General features: G+C 52.5%; 17 protein-coding genes. 8 read left to right on the top strand and 9 right to left on the bottom strand.

Going from position 1 to position 22,093, the window contains the following annotated elements:
* The first annotated feature begins 85 nt into the window (after nt 1-85).
* The 3 genes from ldtD (at nt 86) to LH22_RS15045 (ending at nt 3,282) form a co-directional block, all read left to right on the top strand.
* Complete coding sequence (ldtD, locus tag LH22_RS15055; protein ID WP_370585618.1) at nt 86-1,876, top strand: L,D-transpeptidase; 1,791 nt, start codon at nt 86-88, stop codon at nt 1,874-1,876.
* A gap of 188 nt (nt 1,877-2,064) precedes the next feature.
* Complete coding sequence (locus LH22_RS15050; protein WP_034820522.1) at nt 2,065-2,616, top strand: YcbK family protein; 552 nt, start codon at nt 2,065-2,067, stop codon at nt 2,614-2,616.
* Between the two features lie 36 nt (nt 2,617-2,652).
* Nucleotides 2,653-3,282 (top strand): MBL fold metallo-hydrolase, encoded by a 630-nt coding sequence (locus tag LH22_RS15045; RefSeq protein ID WP_038647793.1) that lies wholly within the window; start codon nt 2,653-2,655, stop codon nt 3,280-3,282.
* Between the two features lie 42 nt (nt 3,283-3,324).
* Here LH22_RS15045 and LH22_RS15040 read toward each other — a convergent pair whose 3' ends face one another.
* From LH22_RS15040 to pncB, 4 genes are all read right to left on the bottom strand, one after another.
* Nucleotides 3,325-4,515: an amino acid aminotransferase gene (locus tag LH22_RS15040; RefSeq protein WP_034820516.1), complete on the bottom strand. Its 1,191-nt coding sequence runs from the start codon at nt 4,513-4,515 to the stop codon at nt 3,325-3,327.
* A 198-nt stretch (nt 4,516-4,713) separates the two neighbouring features.
* The gene (gene ompC, locus LH22_RS15035) at nt 4,714-5,820 is read right to left on the bottom strand and encodes a porin OmpC (RefSeq protein WP_038647791.1); all 1,107 of its coding nucleotides are present in this window, start codon (nt 5,818-5,820) and stop codon (nt 4,714-4,716) included.
* 300 nt (nt 5,821-6,120) lie between these two features.
* The gene (asnS, locus tag LH22_RS15030) at nt 6,121-7,521 is read right to left on the bottom strand and encodes an asparagine--tRNA ligase (protein WP_038647788.1); all 1,401 of its coding nucleotides are present in this window, start codon (nt 7,519-7,521) and stop codon (nt 6,121-6,123) included.
* Nucleotides 7,522-7,670: 149 nt separating this feature from the next.
* On the bottom strand, nt 7,671-8,876 hold the full coding sequence (gene pncB, locus LH22_RS15025) for a nicotinate phosphoribosyltransferase (protein ID WP_038650193.1): 1,206 nt from the start codon (nt 8,874-8,876) through the stop codon (nt 7,671-7,673).
* 244 nt (nt 8,877-9,120) lie between these two features.
* On the opposite strand from pncB, the gene pepN reads away from it, so the two are divergent.
* On the top strand, nt 9,121-11,739 hold the full coding sequence (gene pepN / locus LH22_RS15020; RefSeq protein ID WP_038647786.1) for an aminopeptidase N: 2,619 nt from the start codon (nt 9,121-9,123) through the stop codon (nt 11,737-11,739).
* Between the two features lie 116 nt (nt 11,740-11,855).
* On the opposite strand, the gene ssuB is transcribed toward pepN, so the two are convergent.
* Genes ssuB through ssuE form a run of 5 tightly spaced genes read right to left on the bottom strand, consistent with a single transcriptional unit; the run spans nt 11,856 to nt 16,121 of the window.
* The gene (gene ssuB / locus LH22_RS15015; RefSeq protein ID WP_038647784.1) at nt 11,856-12,647 is read right to left on the bottom strand and encodes an aliphatic sulfonates ABC transporter ATP-binding protein; all 792 of its coding nucleotides are present in this window, start codon (nt 12,645-12,647) and stop codon (nt 11,856-11,858) included.
* Nucleotides 12,644-13,432, bottom strand: coding sequence for an aliphatic sulfonate ABC transporter permease SsuC (gene ssuC / locus LH22_RS15010; RefSeq protein WP_034820490.1), 789 nt, complete (start codon nt 13,430-13,432; stop codon nt 12,644-12,646). Before ssuC ends, ssuB begins: the two co-directional genes overlap by 4 nt.
* Before the next feature lie 10 nt (nt 13,433-13,442).
* Nucleotides 13,443-14,588, bottom strand: coding sequence for an FMNH2-dependent alkanesulfonate monooxygenase (gene ssuD / locus LH22_RS15005; RefSeq protein WP_038647782.1), 1,146 nt, complete (start codon nt 14,586-14,588; stop codon nt 13,443-13,445).
* Between the two features lie 11 nt (nt 14,589-14,599).
* On the bottom strand, nt 14,600-15,559 hold the full coding sequence (locus LH22_RS15000; RefSeq protein ID WP_156102804.1) for a sulfonate ABC transporter substrate-binding protein: 960 nt from the start codon (nt 15,557-15,559) through the stop codon (nt 14,600-14,602).
* Nucleotides 15,560-15,569: 10 nt separating this feature from the next.
* On the bottom strand, nt 15,570-16,121 hold the full coding sequence (ssuE, locus tag LH22_RS14995) for an NADPH-dependent FMN reductase (RefSeq protein ID WP_038647780.1): 552 nt from the start codon (nt 16,119-16,121) through the stop codon (nt 15,570-15,572).
* Between the two features lie 778 nt (nt 16,122-16,899).
* On the opposite strand from ssuE, the gene LH22_RS14990 reads away from it, so the two are divergent.
* The 4 genes from LH22_RS14990 to pyrD all read left to right on the top strand — a co-directional run bounded on the left by LH22_RS14990 (nt 16,900) and on the right by pyrD (nt 21,848).
* Nucleotides 16,900-17,880, top strand: coding sequence for a glycosyltransferase family 2 protein (locus LH22_RS14990; RefSeq protein WP_038647778.1), 981 nt, complete (start codon nt 16,900-16,902; stop codon nt 17,878-17,880).
* Between the two features lie 315 nt (nt 17,881-18,195).
* The gene (locus tag LH22_RS14985; RefSeq protein WP_038647776.1) at nt 18,196-19,722 is read left to right on the top strand and encodes a lipopolysaccharide biosynthesis protein; all 1,527 of its coding nucleotides are present in this window, start codon (nt 18,196-18,198) and stop codon (nt 19,720-19,722) included.
* Nucleotides 19,719-20,720: a glycosyltransferase gene (locus LH22_RS14980; protein ID WP_038647774.1), complete on the top strand. Its 1,002-nt coding sequence runs from the start codon at nt 19,719-19,721 to the stop codon at nt 20,718-20,720. Before LH22_RS14985 ends, LH22_RS14980 begins: the two co-directional genes overlap by 4 nt.
* Nucleotides 20,721-20,837: 117 nt before the next feature.
* A complete protein-coding gene (gene pyrD / locus LH22_RS14975) occupies nt 20,838-21,848 on the top strand; it encodes a quinone-dependent dihydroorotate dehydrogenase (protein WP_038647772.1) in 1,011 nt (336 codons plus the stop codon).
* Nucleotides 21,849-22,093: the final 245 nt, after the last annotated feature.

Below are 22,093 nucleotides of genomic sequence, written 5' to 3'. Positions count from 1 at the left end.
AAGAGTAAGGCTGTACATAGCGATAACAGGGCGCTGTGTCTTAGGTGAGAAGGGGGCAGGGATGTGGCTGAATAGAAGAAGCAGAATGAATCGTGCGGTACTCGCACTCAGTGTTTCACTGGTATTGTCGCCGCTGGCCACCAGCCATGCCGCGATCATTGCCGCTTTACCCGGAACGTCACATAGCGCCATGTCAGTGGCGGCGAGTCAGCATCAAATTCAGCAGGCTTTTAGCCCCAGTCAGCAACCTTTCTATCTGCCGGGATTAGCCGGTATCTACGCCGCGCGTAATATGGCGCCACTCTGGCAGGATCAGCAAGCGGTGCAGGCATTCCAGCAACAGCTGGCGGAAGTGGCGCTTTCTGGTGTCCAGCCACAGTTTACCCGTTGGGTTGAATTACTGACGAATCCCACGATTACCGGCATGGCGCGCGACATCGTGCTGAGCGATGCCATGTTGGGTTATTTGCAGTTTGTCGCCAATGTGCCGACGCAGGGCGAAACCTGGTTGTACAGCAATGTCCCTTACAAACTGACGATGCCGGGCGTGGCTGCCATTAACCAGTGGCAGAATGCGGTGAACGGTGGTGGCAGTCGCGCGTTTGTCATCTCGCTGGCACCGCAACATCCTCAATATGCGCCGATGCACAGTGCGCTCAAAGCGCTGCTGACCGATAACCGCCCATGGCCGCAACTGCGCGACAGCGGGACGCTCCGCCCCGGTCAAATCAGCAACGATGTGCCTGCGCTAAGAGAGATATTGCAGCGGACCGGCATGCTGACTGCCGCAACGCACAGCAGCACACCGACCCCAGCTGATGATGCCGTGCCGACAGCACCTGTGCCGGTCAGCCAGAGCAATCAGCCGATCGCGGTTAGCCCTTCGGCGGCCAGCGTCAATGATTTGTCTGCGCAGGCGCCAGCGGCAACCGGTAACGTCTTGGCGGGTTCGCCCCCTGCTGGCGACAATGTGTATGACGCCGCGCTGGTGGAAGGGGTAAAACGCTTCCAGCACTGGCAAGGTCTGGCGGATGATGGGGCGATAGGCCCTCGCACGCGTGAGTGGCTGAATGTGTCACCGCAGATGCGCGCATCGTTGCTGGCACTGAATATCCAGCGCCTGCGTCTGCTGCCGGATGATATGCATAACGGCATTATGGTGAACATTCCCAACTATTCGCTCACCTATTACAACAACGGTGCCACGATTTTGTCATCGCGGGTGATTGTCGGTCGTCCCGATCGTAAAACGCCACTGATGCGCAGTGCGCTGAATAATGTGGTGCTCAATCCACCGTGGAATGTGCCGACTACGTTAGTGCGTCAGGATATCGTGCCGAAGGTCAAACAAGATCCCGGATACCTCTACAAGCACGGCTATACCTTACTGTCGGGCTGGAGTGCGGATGCGGAGGTGATCGATCCGTCGATGATTGACTGGCATATGGTTTCTGCAGCCAGTTTCCCGTATCGCATTCGTCAGGCGCCGGGCGCGATGAACTCGCTGGGTCGTTATAAGTTTAATATGCCGAGTTCCGATGCCATCTATTTGCACGACACGCCTAACCACGGATTGTTCCAGCGCGATATTCGCGCACTGAGCTCCGGTTGTGTGCGCGTGAATAAGGCCTCTGAACTGGCCGACCTGCTGCTGCAGGATGTGGGCTGGAATGACAGCCGCATCACCGACACGCTGAAACAGGGCGACACGCGCTACGTGCCGATTCGCCACCGCATCCCGGTCAATCTCTACTACTTAACCGCATGGGTCGCGGCGGATGGACAGCCGCAGTATCGTACAGATATTTACAATTATGATAACCCTGCGCGTTCTGGTAGCCAGGTTCTGTCAAAAGCAGGAAAACTTCTCCTCTAGTCATTGATTTGCCAGTTTTCACCTCTCTTCGAAAAGACCAGTACCCGTCGCAAAATTTCGGTTTTGCGCGGGTTTTGGTCATTCTCTGACACATTGCGGGTTGACTGACCTCCAGGCTGCGGTTACTGTTCGGCCTTGTGTACTTTTTACACATTTTTTTGTCGCTTTAGATTAGGTAACCCCGCTACATGGCTAATTTTGATTCCCAACGTCGTCGATTACTCCTGATTGGAGGCGCAGCGGCAGGTTTGTCTCTGCTTCCTGGTTCCGCGCTGGCTTCGCTTTCCACCTCGCGCCCCCGAGTATTGACGCTTAATAACCTTCACACCGGTGAAACCCTTAAAACGGAGTTTTTTAACGGCAAGAGTTATGACAAGGATGAGTTAGCCCGCTTAAATCACTTCTTCCGTGATTACCGCGCCAATCAAGTGAAACACATCGATCCGCATCTGTTTGATCAACTTTATCGTTTACAGATGGTACTCAACACCCGCAAACCGGTGCAGCTGATCTCAGGCTACCGTACGCTGGCCACTAACAACATGCTGCGCGAATCGGGTCCTGGCGTGGCTAAACACAGCTATCACACCAAAGGGCAGGCGATGGATTTCCACATTGAGGGGATTTCATTGAGCAATGTTCGCAAAGCGGCGTTATCTATGCGCGCCGGTGGTGTAGGATATTATCCGCGCAGCAACTTCGTACACATTGATACCGGGCCCGCAAGGCACTGGTCCTGATACCGGCAGCGCTGCGTGTGTCGGTCATGGAGCGCTATGAATTACCACATTATTCCGGTTACGGCCTTTTCCCAGAACTGCTCGGTCATCTGGGATGACGAAACCCAGCAGGCGGCGCTGGTTGATCCCGGCGGTGATGCAGAGACCCTTATTGCCGTATTGGCTGAACGGGGATTAACGCCTGCACAAATTCTGCTGACGCATGGTCATCTTGATCATGTAGGGGCTGCTGCTGAACTCGCCGCACATTATCAAATTCCTATTGTTGGCCCTCACAAGCTGGACGCGTTCTGGCTGGATAATCTGCCAACGCAAAGCCGCATGTTTGGCCTGCCGGAATGTGCGCCACTGGCGCCGGATCGCTGGCTGGAAGAGGGCGAAACGGTGCAGGTTGGGAATGTCACGCTGGAAGTGCTGCTTTGCCCGGGTCATACGCCGGGACACATTGTTTTCTTTGATCGGGCTGGACGCTTATTGATATCGGGCGATGTGATTTTCAATGGCGGTGTCGGACGTACCGATTTCCCGCAGGGCAGCCACAGCGATTTAATCAATGCGATTAACACTAAGCTGTTACCGCTGGGTGATGATGTGACCTTTGTGCCGGGCCACGGTCCGATTTCCACCTTAGGTCGGGAGCGCATCAGTAATCCGTTCCTGCAATAAAAAATGGGCCATTTAGGCCCATTTCTCATGCTACTGACTTGTTTAGAGTACAGCGACAATCGCTTCACAGAGCGCAGACATATTGTCTGGCGTCATCCCAGCCACGTTCACACGACCAGAGTTAACGGCATAAACGCCGAACTCGTCACGCAGGCGCACAACCTGATCTTTGGTCAGGCCGCTAAACGAGAACATGCCGTTCTGCTTAATGATAAAGCTGAAGTCCTGTTTCGCGCCTTTCTCTGCCAGGGTATTCACAAACAGCTGACGCATGCGCTGTATGCGCTGACGCATGTCTGTCAGCTCCTGCACCCAGATGGTACGCAGCGCGTCGTTACCGAGGATAGTGGCGACCACAGCGGCACCGTGTGACGGTGGGTTAGAGTAGTTAGCACGGATGCTGTATTTCACCTGGCTAAAGGCGGTTTTCGCGACATCGCTGTTGGCGGCAACCAGCGTCAGTGCACCGACACGCTCGTTGTACAGGCCAAAGTTTTTGGAGTAAGAGCTGGCAACGATCAGCTCCTGATGAGACGCGGCGAAAATACGCAGGCCTTCGGCATCCTCATCCAGGCCACGTGCAAAGCCCTGGTAAGCGAAGTCGAACAGTGGCAGCCAACCCTTTTCCTGCGACAGCTTCGCCAGCTGTTGCCATTGGTCCGCGGAAGGGTCGACGCCAGTCGGGTTGTGGCAGCAGCCGTGGAACAGCACGACATCACCGGCTTTGGCTTCCTGCAACGAGGCGACCATGCCTGCGAAATCGAGGCTATGGTTGGCTGCATCGTAGTACTGGTAATCACAGACTTCCAGACCCGCCGCGTTGAATACGTTTTTGTGGTTCGGCCAGCTAGGATTACTCACCCACACGCGCTTCACATTGGTCTGCGTCGCAAGGAAATCCGCAGCGACGCGCAATGCACCGGTGCCGCCTGGCGTTTGTGCTGTGCACGCGCGGCCCGCTGAAATCAGCGCGCTCTCTTTGCCGAACAGCAACTCCTGAGTGCAGCGAGCAAAATCGGCCAGGCCATCGATGCTCAGGTAATTTTTGGTGGTTTCATTTTCCAGCAGATACTGCTCAGCTTTTTTAACACTGGTGAGTACCGGTGTTTTACCGGTTTCATCTTTATAGACACCAATGCCAAGGTTGATTTTATTCGGGCGGTCGTCGGCGCGAAACAGGTCAGCCAGTCCCAGAATAGGATCGGCGGGTGCGGCAGAGATCGATTCAAACATGAGTCAGTTCCGTTTGGGTGAACTTTAGCGAAATGAGCTATCAGGTTAGCGTCAGATGATACGCTTGCCAACCGCTGACATAAAAAAGAAATAAGCCGCGTGTATAAAGTAGTGGCGCTAATTGAGAAGCTGATCACTGAAAAGCAAAACGGAGCCCGAAGGCTCCGTTTTTAAACAGTATTCGTTTCTAATCGAAGATTAGAACTGGTACTGCAGGCCAACACCAACAGTGTCATCAGTAGTGATGCCGGCTGCGCGGGTGAAGTCGTTTTCGTCCATCAGGTTGATCTGATAATCAACATAGGTAGACATGTTTTTGTTGAAGTAGTAGTACGCACCAACAGAAACGTATTTGTAGATATCCTGGTCACCCCAAGTCTCGATGTCCTTGCCTTTAGACTGGACGTATGCGACGGATGGGCGCAGACCGAAATCGAACTGGTACTGTGCAACAACTTCGAATTTCTGTTCTTTGTTGATCGCGCCGCTGAGTTCATTAACGGTATCAGCGTCAGTAGTGATCCAGGTTGAGTTACGGGTTTCACCGTACATTGCAGCCAGATACAGGTTGTTAGCGTCGTATTTCAGAGCAGTTGACCATGCGTCAGCTTTCTTGCTGCCGTTGCCGTAGAATGAACCCTGCTGGCCGTTAGTGCGATCTGAAGAGGTATAAGCTGCTGAAACACCAACACCGATATCAGAGGTATAAGTTAAAGAAGTACCCCAGCCGTCGCCATTTGCTTTAGATGCAGAGCGGCCGTTGGCAGACTCTTCGTTTTTGCCCTGATACTGAACAGCAAAGGCCAGGCCGTCAACCAGACCGAAGAAGTTGTTGTTACGGTAGGTAGCCAGACCATTTGAACGGCCAACCATGAAGTTATCTGAATAGCCAGAGTCACCACCAAACACTGGCAGAACATCGGTCCAAGCCAGTGGGTCATAACCAACACCGTAGTTACGGCCGTAGTCGAATGAACCGAATTCACCGAATTTCAGACCAGCAAAGCCTAAACGGGTTTTGTTACCGTCAGTACCCTGAGCTTCAGAATTGTTGGCTTGAACGTTGTATTCCCACTGGCCGTAACCGGTCAGTTGGTCATTAATTTGGGTTTCACCCTTGAAGCCGAAACGAACGTAAGTCTCATCACCATCTGAGCCAGCGTTGTCGGAAAACTGATGACGCGCATCAACTTTACCGTACAGGTCCAGTTTGTTGCCGTCTTTGTTATAAATTTCTGCTGCGTTTGCTGCGCCGGCAGCTAACAGAGCAGGGATAACCACTGCAAGAATGTTGCGCTTCATCATTTTTTATTACCCTCATTGGAGTTATTTGGACATCTGCCACTGCCGTCAAGAAACCTTTACGGGAACCTTGAAAGAAGTTTGATGTCTCCTGTGTCTGCACGCATCTTTCCATCACAGGGTTGCTATTTCTAGCCCGAAAATGATTCAAATCTCGCAATTACGTATCAAAAAGAAATTATGTATTACAATTTGTAAAATATCGGGAACTTTGTGAGAGAACTCTAAATTTACAAAAATAAAAAAAGGCCGGCAGTGCCGACCTCGTTATATATATGAATTACTTATATTTAATCGCGAATTTTAGAAATTAGCGTTACGCGGGGTACGTGGGAAGGGGATAACATCCCTTACATTTTGTACGCCAGTGACATAGGCGATTAATCGTTCGAAACCTAATCCGAAGCCAGCATGTGGCACGGTGCCGTAACGGCGCAGGTCACGATACCACCAGTAATCTTCTTTGTTCAGCCCCATTTCTGCCAGACGTGCATCCAATACGTCCAGACGCTCTTCACGCTGTGAACCACCGATGATTTCACCAATGCCCGGCGCCAGAACATCCATTGCCGCCACGGTCTTACCATCTTCGTTCATACGCATATAGAACGCTTTGATATCTTTTGGATAATTCTTCACCACCACTGGGGCTTTGAAGTGCTTCTCAGCCAGGTAACGTTCATGTTCGGAAGAAAGATCCACGCCCCAGGAGACTGGGTTTTCGAATGTCTGGCCGCTTTTCAGCAGAATGTCGACCGCATCGGTGTAGTCCACCTGCGCGAAATCGGTAGTGACAAAACGTTCTAAGCGCGCAATCGCATCTTTGTCTACGCGTTCTGCGAAGAACGCCATATCGTCAGCACGCTCTTCGAGTACGGCCTTGAACACATACTTCAGCATGGCCTCAGCCAGTGCAGCAGCATCGTCAAGGTTGGCGAAAGCGACTTCCGGTTCCAGCATCCAGAATTCCGCTAAGTGGCGGCTGGTGTTGGAGTTTTCGGCACGGAAGGTTGGGCCAAAGGTATAGACTTTTGACAGCGCACAGGCATAGGTTTCGGCGTTCAGCTGACCAGACACGGTCAGGAAGGCTTCTTTACCAAAGAAGTCTTTATCGTAATCGACTTTGCCTTGCGGATCGCGCGGCAGGTTTTCCATGTCCAGCGTAGAAACACGGAACATCTCGCCCGCACCTTCCGTATCGGATGCAGTGATCAGTGGGGTGGAAACCCAGAAGTAGCCATTTTCGTGGAAGAAGCGATGCAGCGCCTGTGCCAGAGTATGACGTGTACGGGCTACCGCACCGACCAGGTTGGTGCGCGGGCGCAGGTGTGCGACTTCACGCAGATATTCAATACTGTGGCGCTTCGCTGCCATCGGATAAGTGTCCGGATCATCCACCCAACCAGTGACTTCCACTTTGGTCGCTTGCAATTCGAATGCCTGGCCTTCGCCAGGAGATTCCACCACTTTACCGGTGACAATCACTGAACAGCCCGTGGTCAGACGCAGCACTTCATCCTGATAATTATTCAGAGAATTATTGACGACGGCCTGAACGGGATTAAAGCAGGAACCGTCATAAACGGCGATAAAGGAAAGACCGGCTTTGGAATCTCTTCGGGTACGCACCCAACCACGTACGGTGACTTCACTGTCAACCGCGACACGGCCGTGCAGTACATCCGCTACAGGCACTACGCTCATAAATATCTCTCTATATATAGAAGTGGATAAAAGCCCCATTTCGGGGTTTTGCTATGTTACTTGCGAGCCATCAGGAAACAAGCAATTTTGCAGGGGGAAAGGGGAGATTTGTTGTGAAAGCGCAGGGTGCGAACACCCTGCATCAATGATTAGCTGGCTCTTTTCACCAGAGGGAGGTCGAATGCCTTGCGCAGGGCGCGCACGAAGGCTTTGTCCTGGCAGATGGTTTTACCTGGGCTGTCAGACAGTTTCGCCACCGGTTTGCCGTTACAGCTCACCAATTTGATCACGATGTTAAGCGGCGTCACGCCGGGGATATCGCAAGTGAGGCGGGTGCCGATGCCGAATACCACGTTGGCGCGTTGGCCAAAGTGGCGATAGAGCGCCAGCGCTTTGTCCAGATTGAGGTTGTCGGAGAACACCAGCGTTTTGCTTTTAGGATCAATATCCAGACGCTGATAGTGGGCAATCGCCTTTTCGCCCCATTCCACCGGATCGCCCGAATCATGGCGCAAGCCCTGATAACGATGTGCAAAACCGGGACCGAAATCACGCAGGAAAGCATCCATGGTGATGCAGTCTGTCAACGCGATACCCAGTTGGTCATCATATTCATCCAGCCAGGATTGCAGTGCCGCACGTTGGCTGTTGGCCAGCACCGGGCTAATTTGTTGATGCGCCTGGAACCATTCATGTGCCTGAGTGCCCACCGGGTTGAGCTGTAAGCGGCGCGCCAGATCATAGTTACTGGTGCCCACCAACCACGGGAATTCGGCTTTCAGGGTCGCGACGATCGTTTCCTGTACGTTTTTTGAGTAACGACGGCGTGTGCCGAAATCCATCAGCTGGAAGCGCGACATATCGAGATCGCCAACCTGTTCACGGAACGTCACCAGTTTTTGCTGCAGATGAGCCACCGCGTGCTCTACGCCAATGTCCGGTGTGCGATGTCGATGCACCACTTCACTGATCAGCGCCAGCAGCGGGACTTCCCATAAAATCACTTCGCGCCATGGCCCGCTGATTTGAAGGGCCAAACGGCCATTCTCATTGCGTACGTTGACCTGAGAAGGATCAAAGCGGAATTGGCGCAGCCAGTTGAGGTAATCGGATTCAAAGAAAGGTAAGCCACTGAGGTAGTTATATTCGTCGTCGCTCAGGGTGAGAGAGGGCAGTGTATCGAGTTGCGCGCGAATCTCATCGGCATACTGGCCGAGCAATTCATCGCCGCGACAACGAAATTCTGCCGTTACCGGGACATCATAGTAACGATGATAAACGGCCTGCTGCATATGAAGCTTATACGCATCGGTATCAAGCAGCGTGGTCAAAATCGGGGAAGCATGTCCAGTCATGGTGCGTTTCAGCATCCTCTTCCGCGGAGCAGAGCCCGGTGTCAACAAAGTCATAAAGACGCAGGAGTATAAAACAGTAATGACCGGGATCACACCATAATTGCGGGTGGCAGGTCGAGGGTCATTTGTGCCATTGTTAATGAATTGTAGCCTTTTCAGCAAAGGCACGCATTGTGCGTGGCAACGAAGGCGCAACCCGCTTAGACTTTGACGGGTAGACATTTCAACGATGCGAGAAGGACTTATGACGCAACAGCCGCAAATTAAATATCGCCACGACTATCGAGCGCCCGATTACACCATCACTGATATTGACCTGACTTTTGACCTCGATGCGGCTTGCACGCGCGTGACCGCCGTCAGTCAGGTGAAGCGTCTCGGTGCTGCAGATGCCGAACTGCGTCTTGATGGCGAAGATCTCACGCTGATCTCGCTGGCAGTGGATGGCAATCCTTGGTCACACTATCGTGAGGAAGAAGGTGTGTTGGTGTTAAGCCAGCTACCGGAGAACTTTACGCTGACCCTCATTAATGACATCCATCCAGACAAAAACACCGCGCTGGAAGGGCTCTACAAGTCGGGTGATGCGCTCTGTACCCAGTGTGAAGCGGAAGGTTTCCGCCATATTACCTGGTATCTGGATCGCCCGGATGTGCTGGCGCGCTTTACCACCACGATTATTGCTGATGCCGCGAAATATCCGTTCTTGCTGTCAAACGGCAACAAACTGGAGAGCGGTCGTCATGAGGATGGTCGTCACTGGGTGAAGTGGCAGGATCCGTTCCCGAAACCTTGCTACCTGTTTGCCTTGGTGGCCGGTGACTTTGATGTGCTGCGTGATAGCTTTACCACGCGCTCAGGCCGTGATGTGGCGCTGGAGATCTTTGTCGATCGTGGCAATCTGGATCGTGCCGACTGGGCGATGACTTCATTGAAAGCCAGCATGAAATGGGATGAAGAGCGCTTCAATCTCGAATATGACCTCGATATCTTCATGATCGTCGCGGTGGATTTCTTCAATATGGGCGCGATGGAGAATAAGGGCCTCAACGTCTTTAACTCCAAATATGTGCTAGCGAAAGCCGAGACCGCGACCGACAAAGATTACCTCGGCATTGAGGCGGTGATTGGGCATGAATATTTCCATAACTGGACCGGCAACCGCGTCACCTGCCGAGACTGGTTCCAGCTGAGCCTGAAAGAGGGCTTAACCGTGTTCCGTGACCAGGAGTTCAGTTCTGATCTCGGCTCGCGTGCGGTGAACCGCATCGACAACGTACGTGTGATGCGCGGCGCGCAGTTTGCTGAAGACGCCAGCCCAATGGCGCACCCGATCCGCCCGGATCAGGTGATCGAGATGAACAACTTCTATACCTTGACCGTTTACGAGAAAGGCTCTGAAGTGATTCGTATGATGCATACCTTACTCGGTGAAGAGAATTTCCAGAAAGGCATGCAGCTTTACTTTGAGCGTCATGATGGCAGTGCCGCGACCTGCGACGATTTTGTGCAGGCGATGGAAGATGCCTCCAATGTTGATCTGTCACAGTTCCGTCGCTGGTATAGCCAGGCCGGTACGCCGGTGCTGACGGTGCGTGACGACTACAATCCTGAGCTGGAGCAGTACACGCTGCATGTGACACAACACACGCCACCAACGGCCGAGCAGAAAGAGAAGTTGCCGCTGCATATCCCGTTGGATATCGAACTGTACGACAACGAAGGCAAGGTGATTCCGCTGCAGCATAACGGCCATCCGGTGCATCATGTGCTGAATGTCACCGAGGAGTTCCAGACCTTTATTTTCGATAACGTGCACTTCCAGCCAGTACCGTCACTGCTGCGCGAATTTTCTGCGCCGGTGAAGCTCGACTATAAATGGAGTGATGCGCAGCTGACATTCCTGATGCGTCACGCCCGCAATGATTTCTCGCGCTGGGATGCTGCGCAAAGCCTGCTGGCGACCTACATTCGCCTGAATGTGGCACGCCATCAGCAGGGACAACCGCTGTCGTTACCGTTGCACGTGGCGGATGCCTTCCGCGCGGTGTTACTGGAAGAGCAGAGCGATCCGGCGTTAACGGCACTGATTTTATCGCTGCCCTCCGAGAATGAAATCGCGGAGCTGTTTGAGGTGATCGATCCTCAGGCGATTTCTGCAGTGCGTGCCGCGCTGGTACACGCGCTGGCAACCGAACTGAGCGATGAATTGTATGCCGTGTATCTGGCAAACCAGAGCCAGGAATACAAGGTAGAGCATGCAGAGATTGGCAAGCGCTCACTGAAAAATGTCTGCCTGAGCTATTTGGCGTTCGCCGATGTAGAGCAGGCGGATAAGTTAGTGCAGGCGCAGTATCAGCAGGCCACCAATATGACGGATGCACTGGCTGCGCTCTCAGCAGCAGTGGCAGCGCAGTTGCCGTGTCGTGAAGCCTTGCTGGCCGCGTATGACGAGCGCTGGCATCAGGATGGCCTGGTGATGGACAAATGGTTTGTGCTGCAAGCCACCAGCCCGGCGGACAACGCATTGAGCAAGGTGCGTGAACTGCTCAATCATCGTTCTTTCACCATGGGTAACCCGAACCGCATTCGTTCACTGATTGGGGCTTTTGCGGCCGGCAACCCAGCAGCGTTCCACGCCAAAGACGGCAGTGGTTATCAGTTCCTGGTGGAGATGTTGACCGATCTCAACACGCGTAATCCGCAAGTGGCGGCACGTATGATCGAGCCATTGATTCGTCTGAAACGTTATGATGCCGGTCGTCAGGCATTGATGCGTCAGGCGCTGGATACGTTAAAAGGGCTGGATAAGCTGTCGGGCGATCTGTACGAGAAGATCACCAAAGCGTTGAACGCCTGTTAAGGTAAAAGCCGCATCACAATGATGCGGCTTTTGCTGAACTCACTGCCACTTTCTCTGGTTGCGTGGAGTGGCAGTGGCACTATCCCGATCGACTTCGACTTCGACTTCGAATCCGACTAACGCTGCTGGGCGAATTTCAGCGGCTGCTCTGCCGGACTGCGCTTCATCACACGATCCAGCACTTCTGCTTCCAGTTCCGCCAGTCGCGCCGACCCACGTCGACGTGGTCGCGCGAGGTCCACGGTTAAATCCAGCCCAATCTGCCCCTCTTCAATCAGCAATACGCGATCGGCCATCGCCACTGCTTCACTGACATCATGGGTGACCAGCAACACCGTGAAGTTATGTTGTTGCCATAGCGATTCAATCAATCCCTGCATCTCAATACGCGTCAGTGCATCCAGCGCACCCAGGGGTTCATCCAGCAGCAACAAACCCGGTCGATGAATCAACGCGCGAGCCAGCGCCACACGCTGCTTTTGCCCACCCGATAGCGCCGCTGGCCACTCGTTAGCGCGATCGGCTAAACCTACCGCCTCCAGTGCTTCCAGCGCGGCAGCCCGCCATTCACGCCCCTTCAAACCCAGACCCACATTATCGATAACTTTTTTCCACGGCAGCAGACGCGCATCCTGGAACATGAGGCGCGTGTCTTCGCGAGCTTGCGCCAACGGCGCAGTCCCTGCCAGCAGTTCACCGCGCGAAGTGGATTCCAGTCCCGCCAGCAGGCGCAGCAGGGTACTTTTACCGCATCCGCTGCGGCCCACTACCGCAACAAACTGCCCTGCCGGGATATGCAGATTGATGTTGTTGAGGATGGTGCGATCACCATATTGCTTGCTGACGCCGTTAACGCCAACCGGGGTGCCGCTGTTCAGACGCGACGGGCTTAACGTTGCGTTGCTCATGCGTTCTCCTTCAATTGATAAGCCGGATGCCAGCGCAACCATACGCGCTCCAGCAGTTGAGCGGCGACATCGGCCAGTTTGCCGAGCAGCGCATAGAGAATGATGGCGACCACCACCACATCGGTTTGCAGAAACTCACGTGCATTCATCGCCAGATAGCCAATGCCAGAATTGGCCGAGATAGTTTCAGCCACAATCAGCGTCAGCCACATCAGGCCCAGCGCAAAGCGCACGCCGACCATGATCGAGGGCAGCGCACCCGGCAGAATCACCTGAATAAACAGACTCCAGCCAGAAAGACCATAACTGCGCGCCATCTCCACCAGACCGCGATCGATATTACGGATACCGTGATAAGTGTTGAGGTAAATCGGGAATAAGGTGCCAAGCGCTACCAGGAAAATCTTGGCTGACTCATCGATGCCAAACCACAGAATCACCAGCGGGATCAATGCCAGATGCGGCACGTTGCGCAGCATCTGCACTGAGGTATCCAGCAAACGTTCACCCACGCGTGAGGTGCCGGTGATCAAGCCAAGCACCAAGCCGATCGAGCCGCCAATGGCAAAGCCAATCGCCGCACGCCAGCCACTGATGGCGAGGTTTTGCCACAATTCACCACTCACCGTCAGCTTCCAGAACGTAATAATGATGTTTTCCGGTGATGGCAGAATACGTGTTGAAAGCCAGCCCACCTGAGAGGCGAGCTGCCACACCGCAACCAGCAGCACCGGTAAGGCCCAGGGCAGCAGGGCATTACTCAGCTGTTTTTGAAACTTTGCCATCCTGAACTCCTTAGCTCTGAGACACTTTCTGTGGGGTGAAATCGTTGGCAACCGCTTCACCGTGCGCTTGCACCACTCGAGGTTTCGGCACTTCAGGGATAGCCAAATCAAGGTGTGGGAACAGCAGCTCACCGACACGATAGGCTTCCTCAAGATGCGGATAGCCAGAGAGAATAAAGGTCTCGATGCCGAGGTCGCTGTACTCCTGCATACGTGCAGCCACGGTTGGGCCATCGCCCACCAGCGCAGTACCGGCACCGCCACGCACCAAACCTACGCCTGCCCACAGGTTCGGGCTGATCTCCAGTTTGTCACGACGGCCACCGTGCAGCGCAGCCATGCGCTGCTGTCCGACAGAATCGGTACGGGCAAAGGCCGCCTGCGCTTTGGCAATGGTGGCATCGTCGAGATGAGCAATCAGTCGATCCGCTGCCTGCCAGGCCTCTTGATTGGTTTCGCGCACGATGACGTGCAGACGAATGCCGAAGCGCACTTTACGGCCCTGCGCAGCCGCTTTGGCACGCACTTGGTCAATTTTCTCTTTGACTAATGCCGGGGGCTCGCCCCAGGTGAGATAAACATCGACCTGTTCAGCGGCGAGATCCTGCGCGGCATCGGATGAACCGCCAAACCACAGCGGTGGACGTGGCTGTTGCACCGGTTTGAACATCAGGCGTGCACCGCGCACTTTGACGTGTTTACCCTCGTAATCCACGGTTTCGCCTTCTGAAACGCGACGCCATACGCGGGTGAACTCCGCGGATTCTTCATAACGCTCGCGATGATCGAGGAACACGCCGTCACCCGCCAGCTCTTCAGGATCGCCGCCAGTGACCAGGTTAAACAGCGCGCGCCCGTTGGACAGACGGTCAAGCGTCGCGGCCTGGCGCGCTGCCTGCGTTGGTGAAATCACGCCCGGACGCAGCGCCACGAGGAAGCGCAAACGTTGCGTCACCGGAATCAGTGACGCGGCCACCAGCCAGGCATCTTCGCAGGAGCGACCGGTGGGGATCAGCACGCCGCCAAAACCAAGGCGATCGGCGGCCTGAGCAATCTGCTGCAGATAACCGTGATCGACAGGACGCGAACCTTCGGCGGTGCCAAGATAGTGCCCATCACCGTGGGTTGGGAGAAACCAGAATACGGATATGCTCATGATTCAATTCCTTATGGCTGGGCGGACTGTGGATGCCAGATGCGGTCAGTGATGTTCACTTTTACCGGCATCAGATGATTGGCATAAAACAGGTCGGCCGTTTGCTGTTGGGCCTGCGCAGTATGTGCGCTGACCGGCGTAATCGTGGTGGGTGGACGATGGTCGAGATAGCTGGCAATCACCGGCTTGGGTAAGCCCATCGCCTGTGCCAGCAGGTCGATGCTTTGGCCGCGTTGGCTGCGGGTCAGCGCATCGGCATCACTAAAGGTTTGCAGCACTTGCTGGACAAATGGACCGTTGGCTTCGGCATATTTGCGTGTGGCTAAATAGAAGGAACCGGTCTGGTTGAGCTTGCTGCCATCAGCCAGCACGCGCACGTTGCCTTGCAGTAAGGCGGCAGAGTAGTAGGGATCCCAGATTGCCCAGGCATCAACATCGCCCTGCTGGAAAGCGGCTCGCGCATCGGCAGGGGTCAGATAGGTGGGCTGGATATCTTTAAAACTCAGGCCGGCCTGCTCCAGCGCACGCAACAATAAGTTGTGTGAACTGGAGCCCTTCTGAAAGGCCACTTTATGGCCTTTCAAATCGGCAACACGCTGAATCGGGCTGTCTTTGGGCACCAGAATCACTTCAGCCTGAGGTTTCGGTGGTTCGGAACCGACATAAAGCAGATCCGCGCCTGCTGCCTGTGCAAACAGCGGCGGAATATCACCGGTGCTACCTAAATCAATGCTGTCGACATTCAGCGCCTCCAGCATTTGCGGTCCTGCTGGAAATTCAATCCATTTGATCTGTGTGTGTGGGAAACGCTGTTCCAGCATCTGGTGAGATTTTGCTAACACCATGCTCACCGATCCCTTTTGATATCCCACACGCAGCTGCGCCGGGGCATCAGCGGCATTAACGTTGGCACTCAGCGCAATCAGCGCGGCAAAGGCCGGTAGCAGTAAAGCTGTAAACATCCTTTTCATGATTCTTCCTTTATACCGCTTGTGCGTAAGTTTGATGGCGACGATGCAGTGCATGCCAGAATGTATCCAGCGCGTCGTCGATGCGATCGGCCAGCTGTGGATCCAGCTCTGGCTGGCGGTCGTAATTCACTATTTGCGTGTCGGTGGCAAACACGCCATGTAGCACTTCCTGGGCTTTTAGGGCATTCAATACCGGCTTGAGCGCGTAATCCACGGCCAGCAAATGGGATGCACTGCCGCCGCTGGCCAATGGCAACACCACCTTGTGTTCCAGGGCGCGTTCTGGCAGCAAATCAAGCAGGGTTTTCAGCGCACCCGAAAATGACGCTTTATAAATGGGGGTGGCAACAATCAGTCCGTCTGCCAGCGCCAGGTCGGCTTTCAACGCGTTGAGGGCTGGGGAGTCAAAGCGTGCATAGAGCAGATCGTCTGCCTGGAAGTTGTGAATATTCCAGGGAATGACTTCAACACCGCGTGCTTCCAACGCGTGCTGGCACAGGCTGAGCAGTGCAGTAGAGCGCGATGGGAAGCGAGGGCTGCCCGCCAGCGTAATAACCCGCATGGTCACTCCTTATAACTGAAAGTTATTGATTATCTGATATTGAGAACTGATGTGTTCAATACTGGCAGAGCGAGGTGATGGGCTTAAATGATTTATCCGGCAATCAAAAGGCGGAAAATGCAAAAGGGTTCATCAGAGTAAAATAGAGGTGGCAGAGTTAGCGCTGACGAATTGCGAATAGTCCTAAAAGGTCACTTTACTACCATTGGGAATGATTACTAACAATGAATGAAACGACAACTCATCGTTGCATGAGAAAGATTATTTTCTGTGCGGATATCTGTAACGACAGTTACGTTTCGAAAAACCTGGACTGATGGACAAGTGAAAATAATGAAGTGAAGTCGCACAGTTGAAAAAGTGAAAAAAAATGAGATAAATCAATTGAGCGCTAAGGTCTGTTTACTTTTCATTTAACTTATCAGGCTTTGCGGGAGGGGGTTATCTATCTGTTTATATTTTATAGATAAGTATTCCCTGACATCTATTCGCACATAAAATGTGTAACTTTCCCTCATCAGATGCGACAAAAGTTAAAGGCATTAATGTGAGGTATGCATTATTTCATAAAGGAGTTAGCAGGATTGATGTATTGCTAATGGTTTAAATCTCTTAATTAATTTTTGGCCCTGTGAAACTAAAATCCTATCTGCTTAACTGATCCCGAAATAACAATCTGGCCGTTTACATTGCGTTTAACCTTTTAGCGCAATGCTTTTACACAGGCACTTCTTGCCAGTGGCATTTCATTTCTTTCAACCGTTTTCGGGAAAGGTTTATGTCTAAAATCCTGTTATCTATTATTATTCCTACCTATAACGTAGAGAATTATATTGTCGAATGTGTTGACGCATTGCTTAAACAAATTGATTCGCCCAATGAGATTATTATTGTTAATGATGGATCTACCGATGGCACGCTGGCGTTGGTCGAGCGGCATTACGCGCATTTGCCGCAAGTGAAAATCATCACCACGACAAATGGCGGCGCTGGACAGGCGCGTGATACAGGAATGGCGGCAGCCCAAGGGGAGTTCCTGTTTTTCTGCGATCCGGATGATATTGTTGCAGATGGCTTGGTGGCTGAACTGCAGCAGGTGTATCAGGCGCATCCCGAGACCGAACTGTTCTGCTTCAATTCGCAGATGTTTGAGGATCACCAACGCCAGGTTACACGTCCTAAAGTGCGGCATGAGATGTTCGGGAAACAGCCGTCCTCACAGGTGTTCTCGCGCCTGCTGCGCAACGGCAGTTACACGTCTGCTGCATGGAATTATGCAGTGAAAAAAAGTCTGGTGCAGCAGCATGGTTTGCGCTTTCGTGACCGGATTCATGAGGATCACCAATTCACCCTTTCGGCTTTCGTTCTCTCAAATCATGCGTGGGTAAGTCAGAAAGTGTATTACCACCAACGCGTGCGCAACGGGTCACTGACTAACAGCCGTAAGAGTCAGGAGTACTTCCAGCAACGGTACAATGCCTTTATGCAGGCCTACAGCACCCTGAAAATGGCTTTAAAGGACTCGCCATTAAAAAAGGAAATTGAGAAAGCCTATTTAATGCACTCTTTCCGCTTGATGATTTATCTCTCGTTGTACAATGGTACAGCCGTGCCGGAATATGTGATTAATGCCATTCGATTTTTGGGTGGGCAATTTGAGCCAGCCAATATCAAAGAGTGGTTGCTTATTCAGCGTCCGCATATGTTTATCCTGTTGCTGAATTTTAAAGTCGGAAGAGAGTTAAAACGAGCAGCATGATTCCTGTTTATTCCACTGAGTTTAAATAATTCTGTGGCAACAGTAGTAAGTGAAATGTAATAATTCGCTTCGGCAGCGATAAAAATGTTACCGATGATGAGCCATTCATGAAATTGTCATCCTTTCTTTTGTCGCATGCGAGAAGGGCAGGATACATATTTATTCCTATGTGGAATTCATTAATCGGTCTTACCTAATGTGGGAAAAAACGCATTTTAGCACCAGTGCTGAAATTAAGAATAAGTCCGGTAGGCAGTTATGCTGTTCTGTGTCAGGCTCTATTTTTAGCGAATTTTCCCAGACGCCTCGATACTTATGTCAATTAAACGAAACGCCATCGCCAACTATGTTGGTCAGATTTACCTGACACTGTCGGGTATTCTGGTAGTACCGCTTTATATTCATCATTTGGGGATGGAAGCGTATGGTTTAGTCGGATTCTTTTCGATTCTGTTAACCTGGTTGCAATTGCTGGATGCCGGGGTATCCACCACTTTGATGCGTGAAGCGGCCCGCTATCGCGCTAATCAAACTGAGTTTATCTGGTTCCCCTCGTTATTTGCTGCGCTGTCGAAATTCTTCCTGATTTCAACTGTGGTGCTGGTGGTCATCGGTTGGGTGGCAACGCCGTGGATTGCCCATCACTGGCTGGACGCCCAGCATTTGCCGTCCTCGGATGTGGTTATCGCAGTAGCAATTATGGTGATTACCGCGGCCATTCGCTGGCGGACCAGCCCTTATCGCAGCGTTATTGTCGGCTTTGAACATCAGGTTTGGCTGAATGGCGTCAATCTGGTGATCGTCACACTGCGCACCTTTGGCGCCGTACTGGTTATCCAGCTGTTCTCTAATCCAGTATTGAGTTTCTTTATCTGGCAACTGTTGGTCTCGATTGCCGAAGCGGTGTGCCTGATTTACAAATGCTTCCAACTGGTGCCGGCCTCGGCGCGCAGGCAGAAGCATGAAAATCTTAAAGAAGTATTGAAGCCTTTTATTCGCTTTGCCCTCAGCGCGGCTTACGCCAGTGCAGTCTGGACATTTATTTCCCAGATCGACCGTCTGGTGCTGTCAAAAACATTGCCGCTGAGTGAATACGGCTCCTTTACCGTGGTGGCCACGGCCGCAACTGGCATTATTTTGCTGAGCAGCCCGATTATGCAGGCCATCGTGCCGCGCATGACCGGGATGAAAACCAAAAAAGAGGGTGATGACCAGTCGCTCGTGCTGTATCGCTATACCACCCAAGCGGTCGCGATCTTCATGGCCCCGCTCAGTATTACGATTGCCTGTTTCTCCGCGCCGCTGCTGTGGGCATGGACACAGAACCAGCAAGTGGTGAATCAGATGTCATTCGTGCTCAGTTTGTATGCGCTGGGCAGCGGAGTGCAGGCCATCTGCGGTTTGCTTTATCACCTGCAATACATCAACGGCAACCTCAAGCTTCACGTTAAAGGTTTCTCCTGTTTCGCCATTGTGCTGGTGCCACTCAACATCTTTGCCGCTCTCCATTTCGGTGCCCATGGCACGGGCTGGCTGTGGTTAGGGCAAAATGTCTTCTATCTCTTCGGTTGGGCGTGGTTGGTGCATCGCCGTTTCGCGCCAGGCATCCATTTTACGTGGTTGACGCGTGACGTAATGTTGGTGTGGGTGGTGGCTGGCGTGATGGCATGGCTCTGCTCGCTGTTGCCGATCAGTTGGGATCAAAATCGCTGGCTTAATCTGCTGTGGCTTGGATTGTTTGGCATGGTGAATTTGGGCGTGTGTTGTCTGCTACACAGTCTGGTGATTAAACGTCTGCATCTGCCGTTCAATAAGGGCTTTAATGTTGAGGAGAGAGAATGAGCGATCAGCGTACAAAAACGACCATCACGGTGATCATTCCTAACTGGAACTGTGCCCCCTGGCTGGAAGAAGCCATTGATTCGCTAGTGGGGCAATCTTCGCCGCCCGACCAGATTATTGTCATTGATGACGGATCCACCGATAACAGCGTGGAGCTACTCCAGCAGCTGGCTAAACGCTATCCGCAAATGACATTATTACAATCTCAGCGCGGCGGCGTGAGTGCTGCTCGTACGCGCGGACTGGAGATCGCCACGGGTGACTTCATCTACTTTATGGATGCAGATGACTTCGTCGGTATAACGCTGTTTGCTGATTTTCAACGGGCCAAAGCGCAGCATCCAGAAATGGAATTATTCTGCTTTGGCGCCAAAATGTTTACTGATTTACCGCTCGGCCAGCGTCAGTATCAGCCGTTTCATCAGCGGAAGATGCAGGGGGCTTTCCCGGGGGGCAGCACAACGCTGCGCCACATGATGACTCATCAGTCAGCGCACCGCGTGTTATGGAGCAGCATCGTTTCTCGCCATCTTATCGAACGCGTAGGTGTGACGTTTTTGCCAATTCAAAACCATGAAGACGCTCCTTTTATGTTCGCGCTGTACATGCAGGCACAAGAAGTGGTGTTCTCTCACGAAAGCTATTACTACAAGCGATTTATGGTGACCTCGCTCTCACAACGAAAAGCGACGTTTTCATGGGTGGAAAACTACTTTATTGCGCGAGGTAACAGCGAGCGCTTCATGCAGGCGTGGGGATTGGCTGCGGATGAGTGGTTACTTGATCGTTATTACGAACCCGTGATGTACGGGTGTTTGATCGAGATGCGTAAAAATGACATTAATGTCCCGCAGGAGTGGCATGTTACCATTGACCAACTGATACGCAAAGTGACGGGCGAAAGTAAACGCATGAAACTGCAGTGGTACTATCCCACGCTCTACAACGGCCTGAAAGCGAGTCGCAGCCTGCTGGCGCGTTATACCGGTAAGCGCTGATTTCGATCAACTCCGCATCACCTGATTAAATTTACTTTTGCGCCAGAGGCCTTTACCATTCTGGCGCACAAATTTCCGTGCACCCGACTTCTTCGCTTCCGCCATTCAGGAGAGTGCATGTTATATCCTATCGTCCGGCCGGCGCTGTTTAAGCTCGATCCAGAGCGTGCGCACGAACTCACCTTTCAACAATTACGTTTTATCAGCGGAACGCCGCTGGAAGGACTGATTCGCCAGTCGCTGCCGTCACGCCCGGTGACCTGCATGGGATTGACTTTCCCTAACGCGCTGGGGCTTGCTGCAGGCCTCGATAAAAACGCAGAGTGCATTGATGCCTTTGGTGCGATGGGTTTCGGCTTCGTGGAAGTCGGGACGGTGACGCCACGTCCACAGCCTGGCAATGATAAGCCGCGCATGTTCCGTCTGGTGGAAGCGGAAGGGATTATTAATCGCATGGGCTTTAATAATCACGGCGTCGATCACTTAGTCGAGAACGTTAAAAAAGCACGCTTCAAAGGCATCCTCGGTATCAATATTGGCAAAAATAAAGATACGCCAGTGGAGCAAGGCAAAGACGATTATCTGATCTGCATGGAAAAGGTGTATGCCCATGCAGGTTATATTGCCATCAATATTTCATCGCCAAACACACCTGGATTACGCACGCTGCAATATGGCGAAGCGCTGGACGATCTGCTTTCGGCGATCAAATTAAAACAAAAAGAGCTGCAGGAACGGCACCTTAAATATGTGCCGGTCGCGGTGAAGATCGCGCCGGATCTTTCTGAAGAAGAATTGATCCAGGTTGCCGACAGTTTGGTGCGCCATGAAATTGACGGTGTCATTGCCACGAATACCACGCTTGATCGTGCTTTAGTTGCTGGACTTAAATATGCCGATGAGATGGGTGGATTAAGTGGCCGTCCGGTGCAGTCACGCAGTACTGAAGTGATTCGCCGCTTGTCGCAAGAGTTGCAGGGTCGCTTACCTATTATTGGCGTCGGTGGTATTGATTCACTGGTTTCCGCTCGTGAAAAAATGGCCGCAGGGGCCACATTAGTGCAGATATACTCTGGCTTTATTTATAAAGGCCCAGGTTTAATTAAAGATATCGTGACCCATCTCTAAGACATTTCCCACTTTCCCGCGCCGGGGGGTTTATTTATCCCTTCGGCTCGTTTATATTTTGTCCTGCTGATGTTTTTTTCAGCTTTTCCTTAGGCTGATATTTTTAAATCTAGCGTTCGGCCCCCTAAATAATTCGCTTTGTCGTAAGGCGGCAAGTGGGTGAATCCCCTGGAGCTTACTTAAGTAAGTGACGGGAGTGAGCACACGCAGCCAACGCAATTGCAGAGTGAAGTATGACGGGGATA

It is taken from the genome of Pantoea rwandensis, from assembly GCF_000759475.1.
Lineage (GTDB): Bacteria > Pseudomonadota > Gammaproteobacteria > Enterobacterales > Enterobacteriaceae > Pantoea > Pantoea rwandensis_B.
This window is presented reverse-complemented; position numbering and strand designations above follow the sequence as displayed.